Here is a 14,594-nt window from a genome sequence, read left to right on the forward strand (position 1 = left end):
GGGGGTCTGCCGTTCGCCGGGCATGGCCCCGCGCTACCGGGGCGCGGGGGGCCAGGTAGCGCCGGGCCACGCCCGGCGAGCGCAGCGGCGCTCGGTTATGCTCTCCCTCATGCCTTCCCCCCGGATCCACCGATGAGCGACACCCCCCGCATCGCTTTCCTGGCCAGCACCACCGAAGCGGCACAGATGGCCCGCGCGGCGATGGTTTCCCGCTATGGCGACCACGCGCCCGACCAGGCTGACGTGCTGTGCCCGCTGGGCGGCGACGGCTTCATGTTGCAGACGCTGCACCGGCACGGCCGCCTGGGCAAGCCGGTGTTCGGCATGAAACTGGGCACCGTCGGCTTCCTGATGAACCAGTACCGTGCCGAGGATGACGTGGTCGCGCGTATCGCCCGCGCCGAGCCGGCCAACCTGCGGCCGCTGGAAATGGTGGCGTTGACCGAGTCCGGCGCGAGCACCGGTTCGTTGGCCTACAACGATGTCTCGCTGCTGCGGCAGACCCGCCAGGCGGCGCACATCGGCATCGACCTCAATGGTCAGGAGCGGGTGGCCGAGCTGATCGGCGATGGCGTGCTGGTGGCCACCCCGGCCGGCAGCACCGCCTACAACTATTCGGCGCACGGCCCGGTGCTGCCGCTGGGCTCGCACACCATCGCGCTGACGCCGTTGGCCCCGTACCGGCCGCGGCGCTGGCGCGGTGCCATCCTCAAGGCCGACACCGAAGTGCGCTTCCGCGTGCTCGACCCCTACAAGCGCCCGGTCAGCGTCACTGCCGATTCGCACGAGACCCGCGACGTGGTGGAGGTGACCATCCGCGAGTCGAAGGAGCACCGGGTCACCCTGCTGTTCGACCCGGAACACAATCTGGAAGACCGGATCCTGAGCGAACAGTTCGTTTTTTGACGACAATACGCTGCCGGCCCCCGCCGATCGCTTGAAGGACCCCCACCGATGGGCGACAACTCCCCCCGTCTGCTGACCGTCGCGGTGACCTCGCGCGCGCTGTTCGATCTGGAAGAAAGCCATGCGCTGTTCGAGAGCGATGGCGTGGCGGCGTACGCCGAGTACCAGCGCCAGCACGAGGACGACATACTGGGCCCTGGCGTGGCATTTCCGGTGGTGCGCAAGCTGCTGGCGCTGAACCAGGGCGCCAGCCCGGAAAACCCGCGTGTCGAGGTGATCCTGCTGTCGCGCAACTCGGCCGACACCGGCCTGCGCATCTTCAATTCGATCCAGCACTACGGGCTGGGCATCATCCGCGCGACCTTCACCGCCGGTGAGCCGACCTGGCCCTACGTGAAGCCGTTCGGCACCGACCTGTTCCTGTCGGCCAACCCCGAATCGGTGCGCAGTGCGCTGCGCCATGGCATCGCGGCGGCGACGATCCTGCCCAAGCCGCCGGGCGAGACCGCCGCGGCCGCTGCCGACCAGATCGACATGGGGCGCCCGGCCGGCCAGCTGCGCATCGCCTTCGATGGTGACGCGGTGATCTTCGGTGACGAGAGCGAGCGCATTTCGCGCGAGCAGGGGGTTGAAGCGTTCGGCCGCCACGAACGCGAGCGCGCCCGCGAGCCGCTCAGTGGCGGTCCGTTCCGAGGCTTCCTGTCGGCTCTGCATACCTTGCAGGAGGTGTTCCCGGTCGGCGACAGCGCCCCGATCCGCACCGCGCTGGTGACCGCGCGCTCGGCGCCGGCGCACGAGCGGGTGATCCGTACCCTGCGCGAGTGGGGCGTGCGCCTGGACGAGGCCCTGTTCCTCGGTGGCCGCCACAAGGGCCCGTTCCTGCAGGCTTTCGGCGCGGACATCTTCTTCGATGATTCGCAGCACAACATAGACAGCGCCCGCGAACACGTGGCCGCCGGCCACGTCCCGCACGGCGTGGCCAACGAGGGCTGAGCCCGGCGCCACCGGATGGGGCGGGCCGCAGCGGTAGCGCCGGGCCATGGCCCGCGAGCGCAGCGGCATGGAGCTACGGGCTGCCCGACATCCCCAGCTGCAGGTCCACCACCTTCCAGCGCAGGCCCTGGGGTTCCAGCACCACCCTCATCGGCGGTTCGCCCGGGCCGCGCTGGACGTCCACCACGAAACGGTCCAGCGCTTCGAAATGATGTTCGGCGTTCTTCAACGGCCGCGCCGGTTCGGTCGCGCCGAACGCGTCGCCGCCCTGCAGTTCATTGCGGCCGCGTTTCCACAGCACGTGGCCCTGCAGCATCGCGCCGATGCCGGTCGGCGTGACCATGGTGTCCACCGCCGCACCACCCAGCTGGTCACCCACCCCGTACAGCAGCGCGCCAAACGGGCTGGCCGCCACGTCCGGCCCGGCCTGCCGCACCAGGTAGTCGTTGAGCTGGGCGCGCAGGCTGCTGCGTACGCGCGGGAAGTCGACGTAGCGCTCGAGCTTGGCGGTATCGCGCTGTTCGATCGCCTTGGACAGACCATGCACGGCCAGGTATGGGCCGCTGAACCACCAGGCGACGACGGCCAGGGCGAGGGCAAGCAGGATGCCGATGAGCTTCTTCATGGCACCCAGACTGCCGCAACTGCGGGCGCCGCGGGTTAAGCGTCAGTGACTGGGCGAGCCGCTGCCATCGCCGAAGGCCGCCACCAGCCGCTGCCGCTCGGCGCCCTGCAGCGCCTGCAGGTGGGTCTGCAGCACCTGGTCCAGGCTGGAGACGCGGGTGGTGCCAAGGATGCCGCTGGCCACGCCGGGGTGCTGCAGCACATAGGCAAAGGCGGTCTGCGCCGGGTGCTGGCTGTGCACCGAAGCCACCGCGCGGCGCATCGCGCGGGCGCTGTGCATCAGGGCACGGCTGCTCGGCTTCAGCCATGTGCGCGCGAGGTACCAGGCGTCGGCCGGCCGTGGCAGGCGCGGACGGGCTGGCAGCAGGTGGCCCTGTGCGAGCACGGTCCCGGCCAGCACGCCGATGCCCGCCGCCTGCAGCTGGTCGATCAGCGGCTCGCGGTCCTGCTGCAGGGCGTTGTAGTCCAGCAGCACCACGTCGAAGGCCTCGGGGTGCTCGATCATCCAGCGCAGCGTGCTGGCCGAATGGGTATTGATGCCCGTGTGGCGGACCAGCCCGCGCTCGCGCAGGCGCTGCAGCGCGGCCAGCAGATCATCGTTGATGTCGTGCTCGCTGGCGCCGTGCAGCTGGTAGATGTCCAGATACTCCAGGCCAAGGTTGCGCAGCGAGGCCTCGCAGCTGGCGGTGATCGCCGCGGCAGAGAAATCGCGCTGCTCGACGCCGCTGATGCCGGCCTGGCCGGTCAGCGTGCCGCCCTTGCTGGACACCACCAGCGACTCACGCGGCACGCGCGCCAGCAGTGGGCGCAGGATGCGGCCCAGGCGCGGTTCGGCATGGAAGCCCGAATAGTTGTGGCCGGTGTCGAGCAGGTTCACGCCCTGTGCCAGTGCGTGTTCGACCACGGCGGCCGCGTCGCTCTCGGCGAAGCGACGGTGGCCCCAGAAGCCGGAACAGCCCAGGCCGATCGGCGACACCTGCAGGCCGGTGCGGCCCAGCAGGCGTCGCTGCCGGGCCAGGGGCAGTTCCTGCGACATCAGAATTCCAGGTCCAGCGCAGCGCAGAGGTAATCGACGAACGGGCCCAGCGCGGCCAGGTCCTTGCCCAAGGTGGAGAGCAGGCGCGGGCCGGTCATGGTGTCGTCGTCCAGCGTGCGCCACATCACCCAGTTGCGGTGCTTGAGGTCGTCGATGAACTCGAAGTCGGCCGGGAAGCCGCGCGGCGGGCGCACCAGCTTCTCGGTCTGCTCGAAATCGAAGCGCTTGCGCAGGGCGGGCGCATGCGCGGCCGCCTTCCAGCTGCCCGGGTTGTCGAGGATGAAATGGCGGATGCGCCGCTGCGTGTCCGGCTCGGGGTGCCACAGGCCGGCGCCGACGAAACTCTCGCCCGGCTGCAGGTGGATGTAGAACGAGGGCGCAGCCACTTCGCGGCGGCGCTCATGGAACAGGCGCGCACCCTGCCAGGTCTTGTACGGCGACTTGTCGTGGGAAAAGCGTGCGTCGCGGTGGATGCGGAACAGCGAGCCACCGACACCGCGCGTGTCCGAACGGAAATGGTCGCTGACTTCGGTCAGTGCCGGCTGCAGGTCACCCAGCAGGCGCAGGAAGGGCTGCCGCACATGGTCTTCGTACTGCTGGCGATGGTCGTTGAACCAGGTCTTGTCGTTATGCCGCGCCAGGCTGCGCAGGAACTTGAAACTGGCGTCGGAGAAATACGTGCTCACAGCGTCTCCTGCAGGTGGTGGCCCCAGTCGCGCAGCGACTGCAGCAGGCCGGTCCGGCGCGCGTCATCGGGCGCTTCGGCGGCCAGCGCCTCGATCTGCTGCTGGTACTGGGGCAGGTTCAGTTCGCCCAGGCCGCTCTCACCGAGCAGGCGCTGGCGGCGGTAATCCTGCCAGCGCTCGCGTTCAGCCGGTGCGAGGCTGTCGGGATGGTTGCGTGCGCGGTAGCGGAACAGCAGCTCGGGCAGGCGAGGGTCGCGGAAGCGGCCTTCCAGCGCGGCCAGCTGCTGCGGCGCACTGGTGCGGGCCAGGGCCAGCAGCGGCTTGTCGCCGGCGCCGAGGAAACCGTCATACAGCGATGCATCCACGTCGGACACGCTGGCCGGCCGCGGCTGGTTGAAGACCTGGCGGACCTTCTCGGCCAGCTGCGCGGCAACTTCGCGCAGGCGCGCGGCCTTGGCCTCGATCGCCGCCACGTCCAGGCCCAGACGGGCGTGGTCGTCGGCGCGCAGATGGTTCCAGGCCACCAGCGCCGGCACCTTGTTCAGATGCACTTCCTTCAGCGGCACGCGTGCCACGCCCTCGGGCAGTTCGCTGGCGCGCATGTACAGGCGCTGCGCGATCACGTCGGCCGGCAGCTCCAGCAGGTCGTCGGTCTCGCCTTCCAGATCGAACACGATCACCCGGTTGTTGATGGTCGGGTGCACCGCCAGCGGCAGCACCGGCGCGGCGCAAAGGCGGCTGGCCGGATAGCGCATGGAAATGTGCAGCACCGGGTTCATCGCTGCCACATCCAGCAGGCTGCCGACGAAACGCTTGTCGCGCAGCTTCAGCGCGTACTCCCACAGCCGCGGCTGCGACTGCTTGAACAGCCGCGCCATGCCGATGGTGGCGCGCACGTCCGACAACGCCTCGTGCGCATCGCCTTCGCGCACGCCGTTGGCTTCGGCCAGGTGCTCCAGCTTGAAGGAGGTGGCGCCATCCTCGCGCAGCGGCCACTGGATGCCGTCCGGGCGCAGCGCTCGCATCATCCGCAGCATGTCCAGCAGGTCCCAGCGGGAGTTGCCGTTGCGCCACTCGCGCTCGTAGGGATCGTAGAAGTTGCGGAACAGCCCGTAGCGGATGAACTCGTCGTCGAAACGCAGGGTGTTGTAACCGAGTGCGCAGGTGCCGGGGCGCGACAGCTGCTCGTTGATGCGGTCGAAGGCTTCGGCTTCGCTGATGCCCTCGGCCATGGCCTGCTGCGGGGTGATGCCGGTCACCAGGGTGGCCATCGGCGAAGGCACCAGGTCATCGGCCGGGCGCACGAAGAAGCTGACCGGCGTGTCGATCACGTTGAGATCGGCATCGGTGCGCATCGCCGCGAACTGGGCGATGCGGGTGCGGCGCGGGTCCTGACCGAAGGTTTCGAGATCGTAGAACAGGAAGCTGTCGGCCATCAGTGTGCGCCCTCCAGGACCGGCAGCTGCGCGTGAATCTGCGCTTCCAGCGTGGCCCAGTCGATGTTGTCCAGTGAATCATGACCGGCGGTGGCCGCCACCAGCAGGTCGCGCTGGATCTCCGTGCGGCGCAGCGCTTCGGCATACGGCGTGTGCAGGAAGGTGACCATGGTGTAGTGGGGCACGAAGCGCGTCGGCCAGCGCCGCTGCAGTTCCTGTTCCAGCTCGCGCTGCAGCAGGAAGGCCGGGTCGGCCACGCGGTCGCGCATCTCCAGATAGTTCTCCAGCGCCATCTGCTGGATCGCGCGCGCGTTCGGCTTGCGCTCGGCCTCGAAGGCGGCGAAGGCGCCTTCCAGGTCATCGGCGTCGTGCAGGTGCCGCGCCAGCGCCACGCAGTCCTCGAAGGCGCAGTTCATGCCCTGGCCGTGGAAAGGCACCATCGCGTGCGCGGCATCGCCGATCAGCACGGCGCGACCGGCCTGGTGCCAGCGCTCAAGGGTGAGTGTGCCGAGCAGGCCGGGCGGATGCTGTTCCCAGTCCGCGCGCAGGTCCGGGATCAGCGGCAGCGTATCGGCAAACTCGCGGGCAAACAGCGCTTCGGCCTGCGCACCGGTGTTGACCGTGGCAAAGCTTGGATCGCCCTTGTTCGGCAGGAACAACGTGACGGTGAAAGTGCCTTCGTGGTTGGGCAGGGCGATGCACATGTAGTGGCCGCGCGGCCAGATGTGCAGCGCATTGCGCTCGATGCGGAAACTGCCGTCGGCCGCAGGCGGGATTTCCAGTTCTTTGTAGGAATGGTCGAGGAAGGCGATGTCCTCACCCAGCGGCGCACGCCGGTTCATCGCACCGCGCAGCGCCGAACCGGCGCCGTCGGCGCCGATCAACGTGTCGAAACGGATGTCGTGCGGGCTGTCGTCGCGGTCATCGATGAAGCGCGCGTAGCCGGCATCGAAATCGACGGTGTGCAGGCGGCGGTGGAAGTGCACGGTGGCGCCGGCCTGTTCGGCCAGTTCCAGCAGCGTGGTGTTCAGGTCGCTGCGGTGGATCGACCAGATCACTTCGCTGTCGTCGCGCCCGTAGCGCTGCAGCTGAGGCTCGCCCTCGCGCGGGTGCACCATGCGCCCGCGCATCATCACCGCGCGGGCCATCACTTCGTCCTCCACGCCGGCCTGGCGCAGCGCGTTGCGGCCGCGCTCGGCCAGCGCCAGGTTGATCGAGCGGCCGCTTTCGTAGTCGGCCACGCGCGGGTCGCCGCGGCGCTCGTACAGGGTGATGCGCCAGCCCTGCCGTGACAGCAGGATGGCCAGCAGGGAACCGGCCAGGCCGGCACCGATGATGCTCAACGAGCGGGATGCGTGTGCGATCAACGAACTGTCCAGAAGCAGGGGAGGGGGCGGCTTAGAGGCCGGCCCAGGCTTCCACTTCCTCGACGAAATGGTGCACGTCCAGGTAGCGGTTGTAGAGCGGGGTGGGCGAGATGCGGATCACGTCCGGTTCGCGCCAGTCACCGAGCACGCCGATGGCGCGCAGGTGTTCGAACAGGGCGCGGCCACGCTCGCGGCCGGCGAGCACGCGCAGGGAGAGCTGGCAGCCGCGGCGTTCCGGTTCGGACGGGGTGACGATGTCCAGCACCTGCGGCAGGCGCGCACGCACCAGCGCGTCGAGCAGGCCGGTCAGGGCCAGCGACTTGCGGCGCAGCGCTTCCATGCCGGCACGCTCGAACAGGTCCAGCGATGCGCGCAGCGGGGCCAGGCCAAGGATCGGCGGGTTGCTCAGCTGCCAGCCTTCGGCACCGATGGCCGGGGTGAACTGCGGCGCCATCTGGAAGCGGGTCGCTTCATCGTGGCCCCACCAGCCGGCAAAACGCGGCAGGGTGGTGTCGCGGTGGTGGCGTTCGTGCACGAAGGCACCGGCCACGGCGCCCGGGCCGCTGTTGAGGTACTTGTAGTGGCACCACACGGCGAAATCCGGCGCGACATCGTGCAGGTGCAGCGGCAGGTTGCCCACCGAGTGGGCCAGGTCGAAGCCGATGCGGGCGCCGTGCAGGCGCGCGAGGCGGGTGATCGCATCGAGGTCGAAGGCCTGGCCGGTGCGGTACTGCACGCCCGGCCACAGCACCAGCGCCAGGCGCGCGCCGTGCTCGCCGATGGCGCGCTCGATAGCGGCCATCGAGATCGTGCCGTTGGCTTCGTCCGGCTGCACTTCCACCAGGCACTGCGCCGGGTCGAAACCATGGAAACGGATCTGTGCTTCCACCGCATGGCGGTCGGTCGGGAACGCGCCGGCCTCCATCAGGATGACCGGGCGCTCGGTGGTGGGGCGGTAGAAGCTGACCATCATCAGGTGCAGGTTCACGCTCAGCGTGTTCATCGCCACCACTTCGCTGGGCAGCGCGCCGACCACGCGGGCCAGCTGTGCGCTGACCAGGCGGTGGTAGGACAGCCACTGGGTGGGGCCGGTGAAGTGGCCTTCCACGGCCAGCTCGCCCCACTGCTTCATCACTTCCTGCACGGCGGCCTGCGCGCCACACGGCTGCAGGCCCAGCGAGTTGCCGACGAAGTAGGTCTGTTCACCGCCGCCATGGCGCGGAATCAGGAATTCGTTACGCAGCGGGCGCAGCGGATCGGCGGCGTCCAGGGCGATGGCGTGGGTGCGGCTGAGCAGGTCGGACATGGTCGGGCAACAGGCTGCAACGGGGCTGCCAGTGTAGCGCTTGGCGGCGTGCCTGCCGCCGAACCTGTAGGGCCGAGCCCATGCTCGGCTGCCGGGCCACGAAGCCGAGCATGGGCTCGGCTCTACAGGGGCAGGTGCTCAGCCCGCCGCAGGCGTCGGCAACGGGTCCACGTGCCCGCACTCACTGCAGGTGCGCAGTTCCAGGCTGGCCTGGTAACGCGCGAACACCTTGGGCAGGTCGGTCTCGATGTTCTGCAGCGGGAAATACTCTTCGTGCAGCTTGTGGTTGCAGCGCTCGCAATGCCAGATCACGCCGTCCTTCTCGTGCGGCAGGCGCTTGCGCTCGACCACCAGGCCGATGCCGCCGGGCGGGCGCCGCGGCGAATGCGGCACCTTGGCCGGCAGCAGGAAGATCTCGCCGGCGCGGATCGGGATGTCACGCACCGCGCCGTCTTCCTGCACCTTCAGCACCATCTCGCCTTCAAGCTGGTAGAACCACTCCGGGCCTTCGTCGTAGTGGTAGTCGGTGCGCGAGTTCGGCCCGCCCACCACCATCACGATGAAGTCACCGTTGTCGATCATCTTGTTGCCCACCGGCGGCTTCAGCAGGTGGCGGTGTTCTTCGATCCAAGCGTGCAGGTTGATCGGCGAGGCGAGCATTGTCGGTTTCCCCGGAAGGTCAGTCGCGCTTGCCTTGGCGCGGCACGTACGAGAGGGCCTTTTCGTAGGCCGGCTGCAGTTCCTCCTGCGAACCCACGTCGATGCCCATCTCGCGCACGCGGCCGTCCTTCAGGCTGTACACCCAGCCGTGCACCATCAGCTTCTGGCCACGGGCCCAGGCGTCCTGAACGATGGTCGAGCGGCACAGGTTGGCGACCTGCTCGATCACGTTCAGTTCGCACAGGCGGGCGTGCCTGAGCTCGTCGGTCTCGATGGCATCGATGATCGCGGTGTGCTTCTGCATGACGTCGCCCACGTGGCGCAGCCAGTTGTCGGCCAGGCCGACGCGGGTGTTGTGCAGGCAGGCGTGCACGCCGCCGCAGCCGTAGTGGCCGACGATCAGGATGTGCTTCACCTTCAGCTGGTCAACCGCGTACTGCACCACGCTCAGGCAGTTCAGGTCGGTGTGGGCCACGACGTTCGCCACGTTGCGGTGCACGAACACTTCACCCGGTGCCATGCCGATGATCTGGTTGGCCGGCACGCGCGAATCGGAACAGCCGATCCACAGGTACTCCGGATGCTGCTGCTTGGCCAGCTGGTGGAAGAACTCGGGATCCTCCTTTTCGATGCGGTCGGCCCAGTCGCGGTTGTTCTGCAGCAGCTTATGGATGTCTTTCATGTTCGGGTCCCTGGCGTCGGGTGGGCGAGGAGCGTGGCCATCCGGCCGCGCCGTCGCGGGAAACAATGCGCTCAGTCGTTGGCGGCGGTCTGCGCGCGATGCCAGCGCATCCACTGCGCCAGCTCGGTGAAATGCGGGGTGTCGAGCTTTTCCAGTTCGGCGATCACCGCCTGCTGGTTGGCCTCGGGGTGGTTCTGGCTCAGTTTCAGCTTCAGCTGCACCTGCTCGACCTGGAAGCGGAAGCCGATGATGCCGCGCAGCTGGCGACGGTGGTCGTCACGCTGCGGCTCGAACTGCCAGTCCTGGCCGACGCTGGCTTCGAAGCGGTCGCCGATGTCGGAGACCAGCTGGGCCAGTTCGTCGGTGTCGTCTAAGCGCTGCAGCTGGCCGCGCAGTTCAGCGGCGGCGTAGTTCCAGGTCGGCACGCGCGAGGCGGCTTCCTTGTCCGGGTACCAGCTGGCCGACACATAGCCGTGCGGGCCGTCGACCAGCACCTTGGCCGCGCCGTCGTGGCGCGACTGCGGGTTGGCGCGGGCCCAGTGGCCGCGCAGTTCAACTTGGTTGCCCTCGCGCCGGTACAGCACCGGCACCCGGGTCAGTTCGGGCAGGCCGTCGGCGCCGGTGGTGAGCACGGTAACGAACGGATCACGCGCCAGCAGGCGATCGAGCCAGAGCAGGTCGGTCTCAGCGAAGTCGCGTGGGGTGAACATGGTGTGCGCCTCAGGCGCGCGCGCCGAGCGACTGGATCATGCGCCCGCGCAGGCCTTCATCGCTGCCGGCCTGCGGTGGCTGCACTTCGTGCAGGCTGAAGCCACGCACCAGGGCATCTTCTTCGTCCAAGCCGTCGTACTCGACGAACTCGGCGTCGAACAGCTGCGAACGGGCGGTGTCCTCGCTGTCATAGCTCAGCGTATTGCCGTCGCTGTCGAGCACTTCGGCGGTGCCGGCCGGGCGCACGCGCAGGCGGGCCCAGATCAGGGTGTTGCCGAGGCTGGCCAGCCACCAGCTGTCACGTGCGTCGTTGTTGTCGTTCATGTATGTGTTACCAGAGCGAGACCAGCCAGAGCAGGGTGGCCATGCCCAGTCCGGCCAGCAGGGTCAGCAGCGATACCCAGGCCGGCGTCGCCAGCCCGGACAGCGAACGGTCCGGCTGCTGGCGGTAATCGCGGCGCAGCAGCCAGGCCAGGGCATCGGGCTTGAGGAAGGCGCCATTGCCGAAGCGCGCGGCGAGCGCCGGATGGCGGTCGCGCACGTGCACCAGGGTCAATGGCCAGAAGATCACGAAGGCACTGAACCCGGCCACTGCGACGCCGACGAAACAGAGGGCGAAGAACAGGGTCATGGGGGCAGTACCTCCGTGGTCGTATGGATGAGCTTAGAAGTCCGCGCTGCCCGGGGCACGCGGGTAGGGGATCGCATCGCGGATGTTGGACAGGCCGCAGACGTAGACCACCAGGCGCTCGAAGCCGAGGCCGAAGCCGGCGTGCGGCACCGAGCCGTAGCGGCGGAAATCGCGGTACCAGCTGTAGTGTTCGCGATCCAGGCCGAACTGGGCCATGCGTGCGTCCAGCACGTCCAGGCGCTCTTCGCGCTGGCTGCCGCCGATGATCTCGCCGATGCCCGGGGCCAGCACGTCCATCGCGGCGACGGTCCTGCCGTCGTCGTTCAGACGCATGTAGAAGGCCTTGATGTGCTCGGGGTAGTTGGTCACCACCACCGGGCGGCCGACGTGTTCCTCGGTCAGCCAGCGCTCGTGCTCGGTCTGCAGGTCCAGGCCCCATTCGACCGGGAAGTCGAACTTCTTGCCCGACTTCTGCAGCAGGCTGACCGCATCGGTGTAGTCGATGCGCTCGAACGGTGCGTTGATGAAGTCTTCCAGCTTGGTGATCGCGTTCTTGTCCACGCGCTCGGCAATGAAAGCCAGGTCGTCACCGCGCTCGTTCAGCACGGCACGGAACAGGTACTTCAGGAACTCTTCGGCCAGGCGTGCGTCTTCGGCCAGGTCGGCGAAGGCGATTTCCGGCTCGATCATCCAGAACTCCGCCAGGTGGCGGGTGGTATGGCTGTTCTCGGCGCGGAAGGTCGGGCCGAAGGTGTAGACCTTGCTCAGCGCCAGGCAGTAGGCCTCGACGTTCAGCTGGCCGGACACGGTCAGGAAGGTTTCCTTGCCGAAGAAGTCGCGGCTGAAGTCGATCGCGCCCTTCTCGTCGCGCGGCAGGTTCACCATGTCCAGGGTGGACACGCGGAACATCTGGCCGGCGCCTTCGGCGTCGGAGGTGGTGATGATCGGGGTGCTGATCCAGTTGAAGCCGTTCTCGTGGAAGAAACGGTGCACGGCCTGGGCGAGGCAGTTGCGGATGCGGGTGACCGCGCCGAACAGGTTGGTGCGCGGGCGCAGGTGCGCCACTTCACGCAGGAACTCCGGCGACATCGGCTTGGGCTGGATCGGGTAGGTGAGCGGGTCTTCGACCCAGCCGACCACTTCCAGCGCGCTGGCCTGGATCTCGAACGACTGGCCCTTGCCCTGCGACTTCACCAGGGTGCCGGTGGCGATGACCGAACAGCCGCTGGTCAGACGCTTGATCTCGTCGAAATTGGCCAGCGTGTCGTTGGCCACGACCTGGATCGGCGCGAAGCAGGAACCGTCGCTCACATTGACGAAGGCCAGATTCGCTGAACCGCGCACCGTGCGCACCCATCCGCGTACCGTGACTTCGCCGCCTTCCGGGATCTTCCCGGCAAGCGCATGTTCAACGCTGACCACCGTCATGACTTGAATCCTCTGCTGATCGACTCGATCTGTGAACACGGGAGTTTACCGGTTGCAGCGTTCTGCTTGCGAGGCATTTTTCGCGACCCTGGCTCCTTATAATGTCCCCGTACCCCTGGAGTGAGCCTTATGGCCGTCAGCCTGACCCCCATCGCCTTCGAGCGCGTGCAGCGCTTTGTTGCCCAGACCCCCGGCGCCCTGGGCCTGCGCTTCGGCGTGACCAAGACCGGCTGCTCCGGCTGGGGCCACGTGACCGACCTGGCCCGTGACGAGCGCGAGGGCGACACCGTGTTCGACCAGGAGGGCGTGAAGATCTACGTCGACGCCAAGAGCCTGGCCCTGGTGGACGGGACAGTGATCGACTTCGGCAAGCACGGCCTGAGCGAGACCTTTACGTTCAGCAACCCGAACGCCACCGCTGAATGCGGCTGCGGCGAGAGCTTCACCACCGACGCCGACAAGGCCTGAGCCTGGTCCTGCCGCCGCCGGGCATGACCCGGCGCTGCCGGGTTCAGCTTCGCCCGGCCCCGGCCGGTTGCCCGGCACCCCCATCTGCGCCATAATGCGCGGCTTCCTGCCTTCCTGGCGGGAACCCTTGCCCCACCGCGGTATCCACGGCGGGGGGCTGTCCGGCCGCAAGGCCACATCCGAAAGGTAGAAAAAAACATGAGTCGTCATTACGAAATCGTGTTCATGGTCCACCCGGACCAGAGCGAGCAGGTCCCGGCCATGATCGAGCGCTACAAGTCGCTGGTCGAGAACGGCAACGGCACCATCCACCGTCTGGAAGACTGGGGCCGCCGCCAGCTGGCGTACCCGATCCAGAACCTGGTGAAGGCGCACTACGTGCTGCTGAACATCGAAGCCGACCAGGCCGTTCTGAACGAACTGACCGAAAGCTTCCGCTTCAACGACGCCGTGCTGCGCAACCTGGTCATCAAGCGTGACGAGGCTGACACCGAGCAGTCGCTGATCATGAAGAGCAAGGACGAGAAGGGTGACAAGCCGGAGCGCGGTGAGCGCCGTCGTCGTGACGACGAAGAAGGCGAGTCCACCACCACCGCTGACAACGAAGCCGGCGACGACGCCGCTTCTGCCGCCTAAGGAGCCTTCCCATGTCCAAGTTCTTCCGTCGCCGCAAGTTCTGCAAGTTCACGGCTGAAGGTGTCAAGGAGATCGATTACAAGGATCTCAACACCCTGCGCCAGTACCTGACCGAGAACGGCAAGATCGTGCCGAGCCGCGTCACCGGTACCAAGTCGAAGTACCAGCGTCAGCTGGCGACCGCCGTCAAGCGCGCTCGCTTCCTGGCCCTGATCCCGTACACCGACAACCACGACGTCTGATGCCCGGCGGGGCGGCCCGGTGCCGCCCCCGCTGTGCCAGCTATTCGGACAGCCTTTGTTGCGGGGTATCGCCTCGCTAACGAATAACTTATCTGGAGCAATACCATGCAGCTGATCCTCCTGCAGAAAGTCACCAACCTCGGCAACCTGGGCGACCTGGTCGACGTGAAGCCGGGCTACGGCCGTAACTTCCTCGTGCCGCAGGGCAAGGCCGTCCCGGCCACCGAGAGCAACAAGGCCGAGTTCGAAGCCAAGCGCGCCGAATACGAAGCCAAGGCCCAGGCCATCCACGCCGATGCTGACGCCCGCAAGGCCAAGCTGGAAGGCGCGAGCGTGACCATCGCCGCCAACGCTTCGACCGAAGGCAAGCTGTACGGCTCGGTCGGCGCCCGCGAAATCGCTGATGCCTTCACCGCTGCCGGCTTCGAGCTGAACAAGAGCGAAGTCATCCTGGGCGAAGGCGCCTTCCGCAACATCGGTGAGTACGACGTCCTGGTGCACCTGCACGCCGACGTCGAAACCACCGTGAAGGTTGTGGTTGAAGCCGAAAAGGCCTGATTCCAAGCCGAAAGGCCTGGTGTCACCAGAACGGGCGCCCGCAAGGGTGCCCGTTTTGTTTTTGCGGGCCCCTGTCCGCACGGCCGGCCCCGGGGAATGTTCCACGCCCCCCCGTAGAACATGCCTCGTAGAACCGGTCCACATCGGTATACTCAGGGCGTCACACCCGTTCCACGGCCAGCGATCCCAGCAGGATCAATGACTTGGAGGGTAAGCAGGCCGCT

Annotated in this window: 18 protein-coding genes; 6 read left to right on the forward strand and 12 right to left on the reverse strand. The window is 67.7% G+C overall.

Annotated features, from left to right (window positions below):
- Positions 1 to 132: 132 nt before the first annotated feature.
- Both DCO49_RS06265 and DCO49_RS06270 read left to right on the forward strand, forming a co-directional pair.
- Positions 133 to 906, forward strand: coding sequence for an NAD kinase (locus DCO49_RS06265; RefSeq protein WP_116863280.1), 774 nt, complete (start codon positions 133 to 135; stop codon positions 904 to 906).
- Positions 907 to 954: 48 nt separating this feature from the next.
- Positions 955 to 1,899 carry a 5'-nucleotidase gene (locus tag DCO49_RS06270; protein WP_108769267.1) on the forward strand — a complete coding sequence of 315 codons (945 nt, stop codon included), beginning with the start codon at positions 955 to 957 and terminating at the stop codon, positions 1,897 to 1,899.
- Between the two features lie 73 nt (positions 1,900 to 1,972).
- Here the strand turns inward: DCO49_RS06270 and DCO49_RS06275 are convergent, their stop codons facing one another.
- The 12 genes from DCO49_RS06275 to asnS all read right to left on the reverse strand — a co-directional run bounded on the left by DCO49_RS06275 (position 1,973) and on the right by asnS (position 12,466).
- Positions 1,973 to 2,524, reverse strand: coding sequence for a DUF2939 domain-containing protein (locus tag DCO49_RS06275; protein WP_116863281.1), 552 nt, complete (start codon positions 2,522 to 2,524; stop codon positions 1,973 to 1,975).
- 42 nt (positions 2,525 to 2,566) lie between these two features.
- Positions 2,567 to 3,559: an aldo/keto reductase gene (locus tag DCO49_RS06280; protein WP_116863282.1), complete on the reverse strand. Its 993-nt coding sequence runs from the start codon at positions 3,557 to 3,559 to the stop codon at positions 2,567 to 2,569.
- On the reverse strand, positions 3,559 to 4,245 hold the full coding sequence (locus DCO49_RS06285; protein ID WP_116863283.1) for a DUF2461 domain-containing protein: 687 nt from the start codon (positions 4,243 to 4,245) through the stop codon (positions 3,559 to 3,561). Before DCO49_RS06285 ends, DCO49_RS06280 begins: the two co-directional genes overlap by 1 nt.
- Positions 4,242 to 5,681: an exodeoxyribonuclease I gene (gene sbcB / locus DCO49_RS06290; RefSeq protein WP_116863284.1), complete on the reverse strand. Its 1,440-nt coding sequence runs from the start codon at positions 5,679 to 5,681 to the stop codon at positions 4,242 to 4,244. The genes DCO49_RS06285 and sbcB overlap by 4 nt, the downstream gene beginning before the upstream one ends.
- Positions 5,681 to 7,048, reverse strand: a complete 1,368-nt coding sequence (locus DCO49_RS06295) for an NAD(P)/FAD-dependent oxidoreductase (RefSeq protein WP_116863285.1) — start codon at positions 7,046 to 7,048, stop codon at positions 5,681 to 5,683. Before DCO49_RS06295 ends, sbcB begins: the two co-directional genes overlap by 1 nt.
- 31 nt (positions 7,049 to 7,079) lie before the next feature.
- Entirely contained in the window at positions 7,080 to 8,354 is a 1,275-nt protein-coding gene (gene kynU, locus DCO49_RS06300; protein WP_116863286.1) for a kynureninase, read from the reverse strand.
- Between the two features lie 138 nt (positions 8,355 to 8,492).
- Positions 8,493 to 9,014 (reverse strand): 3-hydroxyanthranilate 3,4-dioxygenase, encoded by a 522-nt coding sequence (locus DCO49_RS06305; protein WP_116863287.1) that lies wholly within the window; start codon positions 9,012 to 9,014, stop codon positions 8,493 to 8,495.
- A 19-nt stretch (positions 9,015 to 9,033) separates the two neighbouring features.
- Positions 9,034 to 9,696, reverse strand: a complete 663-nt coding sequence (can, locus tag DCO49_RS06310) for a carbonate dehydratase (RefSeq protein ID WP_116863288.1) — start codon at positions 9,694 to 9,696, stop codon at positions 9,034 to 9,036.
- A 71-nt stretch (positions 9,697 to 9,767) separates the two neighbouring features.
- The gene (locus tag DCO49_RS06315; protein ID WP_116863289.1) at positions 9,768 to 10,406 is read right to left on the reverse strand and encodes an FMN-binding negative transcriptional regulator; all 639 of its coding nucleotides are present in this window, start codon (positions 10,404 to 10,406) and stop codon (positions 9,768 to 9,770) included.
- 10 nt (positions 10,407 to 10,416) lie between these two features.
- Positions 10,417 to 10,731 carry a hypothetical protein gene (locus DCO49_RS06320; protein ID WP_108769257.1) on the reverse strand — a complete coding sequence of 105 codons (315 nt, stop codon included), beginning with the start codon at positions 10,729 to 10,731 and terminating at the stop codon, positions 10,417 to 10,419.
- A gap of 7 nt (positions 10,732 to 10,738) precedes the next feature.
- Positions 10,739 to 11,038: a hypothetical protein gene (locus DCO49_RS06325; protein ID WP_116863290.1), complete on the reverse strand. Its 300-nt coding sequence runs from the start codon at positions 11,036 to 11,038 to the stop codon at positions 10,739 to 10,741.
- 33 nt (positions 11,039 to 11,071) lie between these two features.
- Positions 11,072 to 12,466: an asparagine--tRNA ligase gene (gene asnS / locus DCO49_RS06330; protein ID WP_116863291.1), complete on the reverse strand. Its 1,395-nt coding sequence runs from the start codon at positions 12,464 to 12,466 to the stop codon at positions 11,072 to 11,074.
- 129 nt (positions 12,467 to 12,595) lie between these two features.
- Between asnS and DCO49_RS06335 the strand changes: the two genes are divergently transcribed.
- From DCO49_RS06335 to rplI, 4 genes are all read left to right on the forward strand, one after another.
- On the forward strand, positions 12,596 to 12,934 hold the full coding sequence (locus DCO49_RS06335; protein WP_108769254.1) for an iron-sulfur cluster assembly accessory protein: 339 nt from the start codon (positions 12,596 to 12,598) through the stop codon (positions 12,932 to 12,934).
- A 198-nt stretch (positions 12,935 to 13,132) separates the two neighbouring features.
- Positions 13,133 to 13,570, forward strand: coding sequence for a 30S ribosomal protein S6 (rpsF, locus tag DCO49_RS06340; protein ID WP_049445625.1), 438 nt, complete (start codon positions 13,133 to 13,135; stop codon positions 13,568 to 13,570).
- An 11-nt stretch (positions 13,571 to 13,581) separates the two neighbouring features.
- Positions 13,582 to 13,812: a 30S ribosomal protein S18 gene (rpsR, locus tag DCO49_RS06345; protein ID WP_002804494.1), complete on the forward strand. Its 231-nt coding sequence runs from the start codon at positions 13,582 to 13,584 to the stop codon at positions 13,810 to 13,812.
- A 105-nt stretch (positions 13,813 to 13,917) separates the two neighbouring features.
- On the forward strand, positions 13,918 to 14,370 hold the full coding sequence (gene rplI / locus DCO49_RS06350) for a 50S ribosomal protein L9 (RefSeq protein WP_079222386.1): 453 nt from the start codon (positions 13,918 to 13,920) through the stop codon (positions 14,368 to 14,370).
- Positions 14,371 to 14,594 lie beyond the last annotated feature (224 nt).

Source organism: Stenotrophomonas sp. SPM (genome assembly GCF_003105135.1).
Classification (GTDB): domain Bacteria; phylum Pseudomonadota; class Gammaproteobacteria; order Xanthomonadales; family Xanthomonadaceae; genus Stenotrophomonas.

Bases quoted from the DNA above. Each gene is read 5' to 3' on its own strand.
- rpsF (WP_049445625.1), top strand. From the start codon at position 13,133: ATGAGTCGTCATTACGAAATCGTGTTCATGGTCCACCCGGACCAGAGC.
- DCO49_RS06315 (WP_116863289.1), bottom strand. From the start codon at position 10,406: ATGTTCACCCCACGCGACTTCGCTGAGACCGACCTGCTCTGGCTCGAT.
- can (WP_116863288.1), bottom strand. From the start codon at position 9,696: ATGAAAGACATCCATAAGCTGCTGCAGAACAACCGCGACTGGGCCGAC.
- DCO49_RS06320 (WP_108769257.1), bottom strand. From the start codon at position 10,731: ATGAACGACAACAACGACGCACGTGACAGCTGGTGGCTGGCCAGCCTC.
- asnS (WP_116863291.1), bottom strand. From the start codon at position 12,466: ATGACGGTGGTCAGCGTTGAACATGCGCTTGCCGGGAAGATCCCGGAA.
- rplI (WP_079222386.1), top strand. From the start codon at position 13,918: ATGCAGCTGATCCTCCTGCAGAAAGTCACCAACCTCGGCAACCTGGGC.
- DCO49_RS06275 (WP_116863281.1), bottom strand. From the start codon at position 2,524: ATGAAGAAGCTCATCGGCATCCTGCTTGCCCTCGCCCTGGCCGTCGTC.
- sbcB (WP_116863284.1), bottom strand. From the start codon at position 5,681: ATGGCCGACAGCTTCCTGTTCTACGATCTCGAAACCTTCGGTCAGGAC.
- DCO49_RS06270 (WP_108769267.1), top strand. From the start codon at position 955: ATGGGCGACAACTCCCCCCGTCTGCTGACCGTCGCGGTGACCTCGCGC.
- DCO49_RS06280 (WP_116863282.1), bottom strand. From the start codon at position 3,559: ATGTCGCAGGAACTGCCCCTGGCCCGGCAGCGACGCCTGCTGGGCCGC.
- DCO49_RS06325 (WP_116863290.1), bottom strand. From the start codon at position 11,038: ATGACCCTGTTCTTCGCCCTCTGTTTCGTCGGCGTCGCAGTGGCCGGG.
- DCO49_RS06305 (WP_116863287.1), bottom strand. From the start codon at position 9,014: ATGCTCGCCTCGCCGATCAACCTGCACGCTTGGATCGAAGAACACCGC.
- DCO49_RS06335 (WP_108769254.1), top strand. From the start codon at position 12,596: ATGGCCGTCAGCCTGACCCCCATCGCCTTCGAGCGCGTGCAGCGCTTT.
- rpsR (WP_002804494.1), top strand. From the start codon at position 13,582: ATGTCCAAGTTCTTCCGTCGCCGCAAGTTCTGCAAGTTCACGGCTGAA.
- kynU (WP_116863286.1), bottom strand. From the start codon at position 8,354: ATGTCCGACCTGCTCAGCCGCACCCACGCCATCGCCCTGGACGCCGCC.
- DCO49_RS06265 (WP_116863280.1), top strand. From the start codon at position 133: ATGAGCGACACCCCCCGCATCGCTTTCCTGGCCAGCACCACCGAAGCG.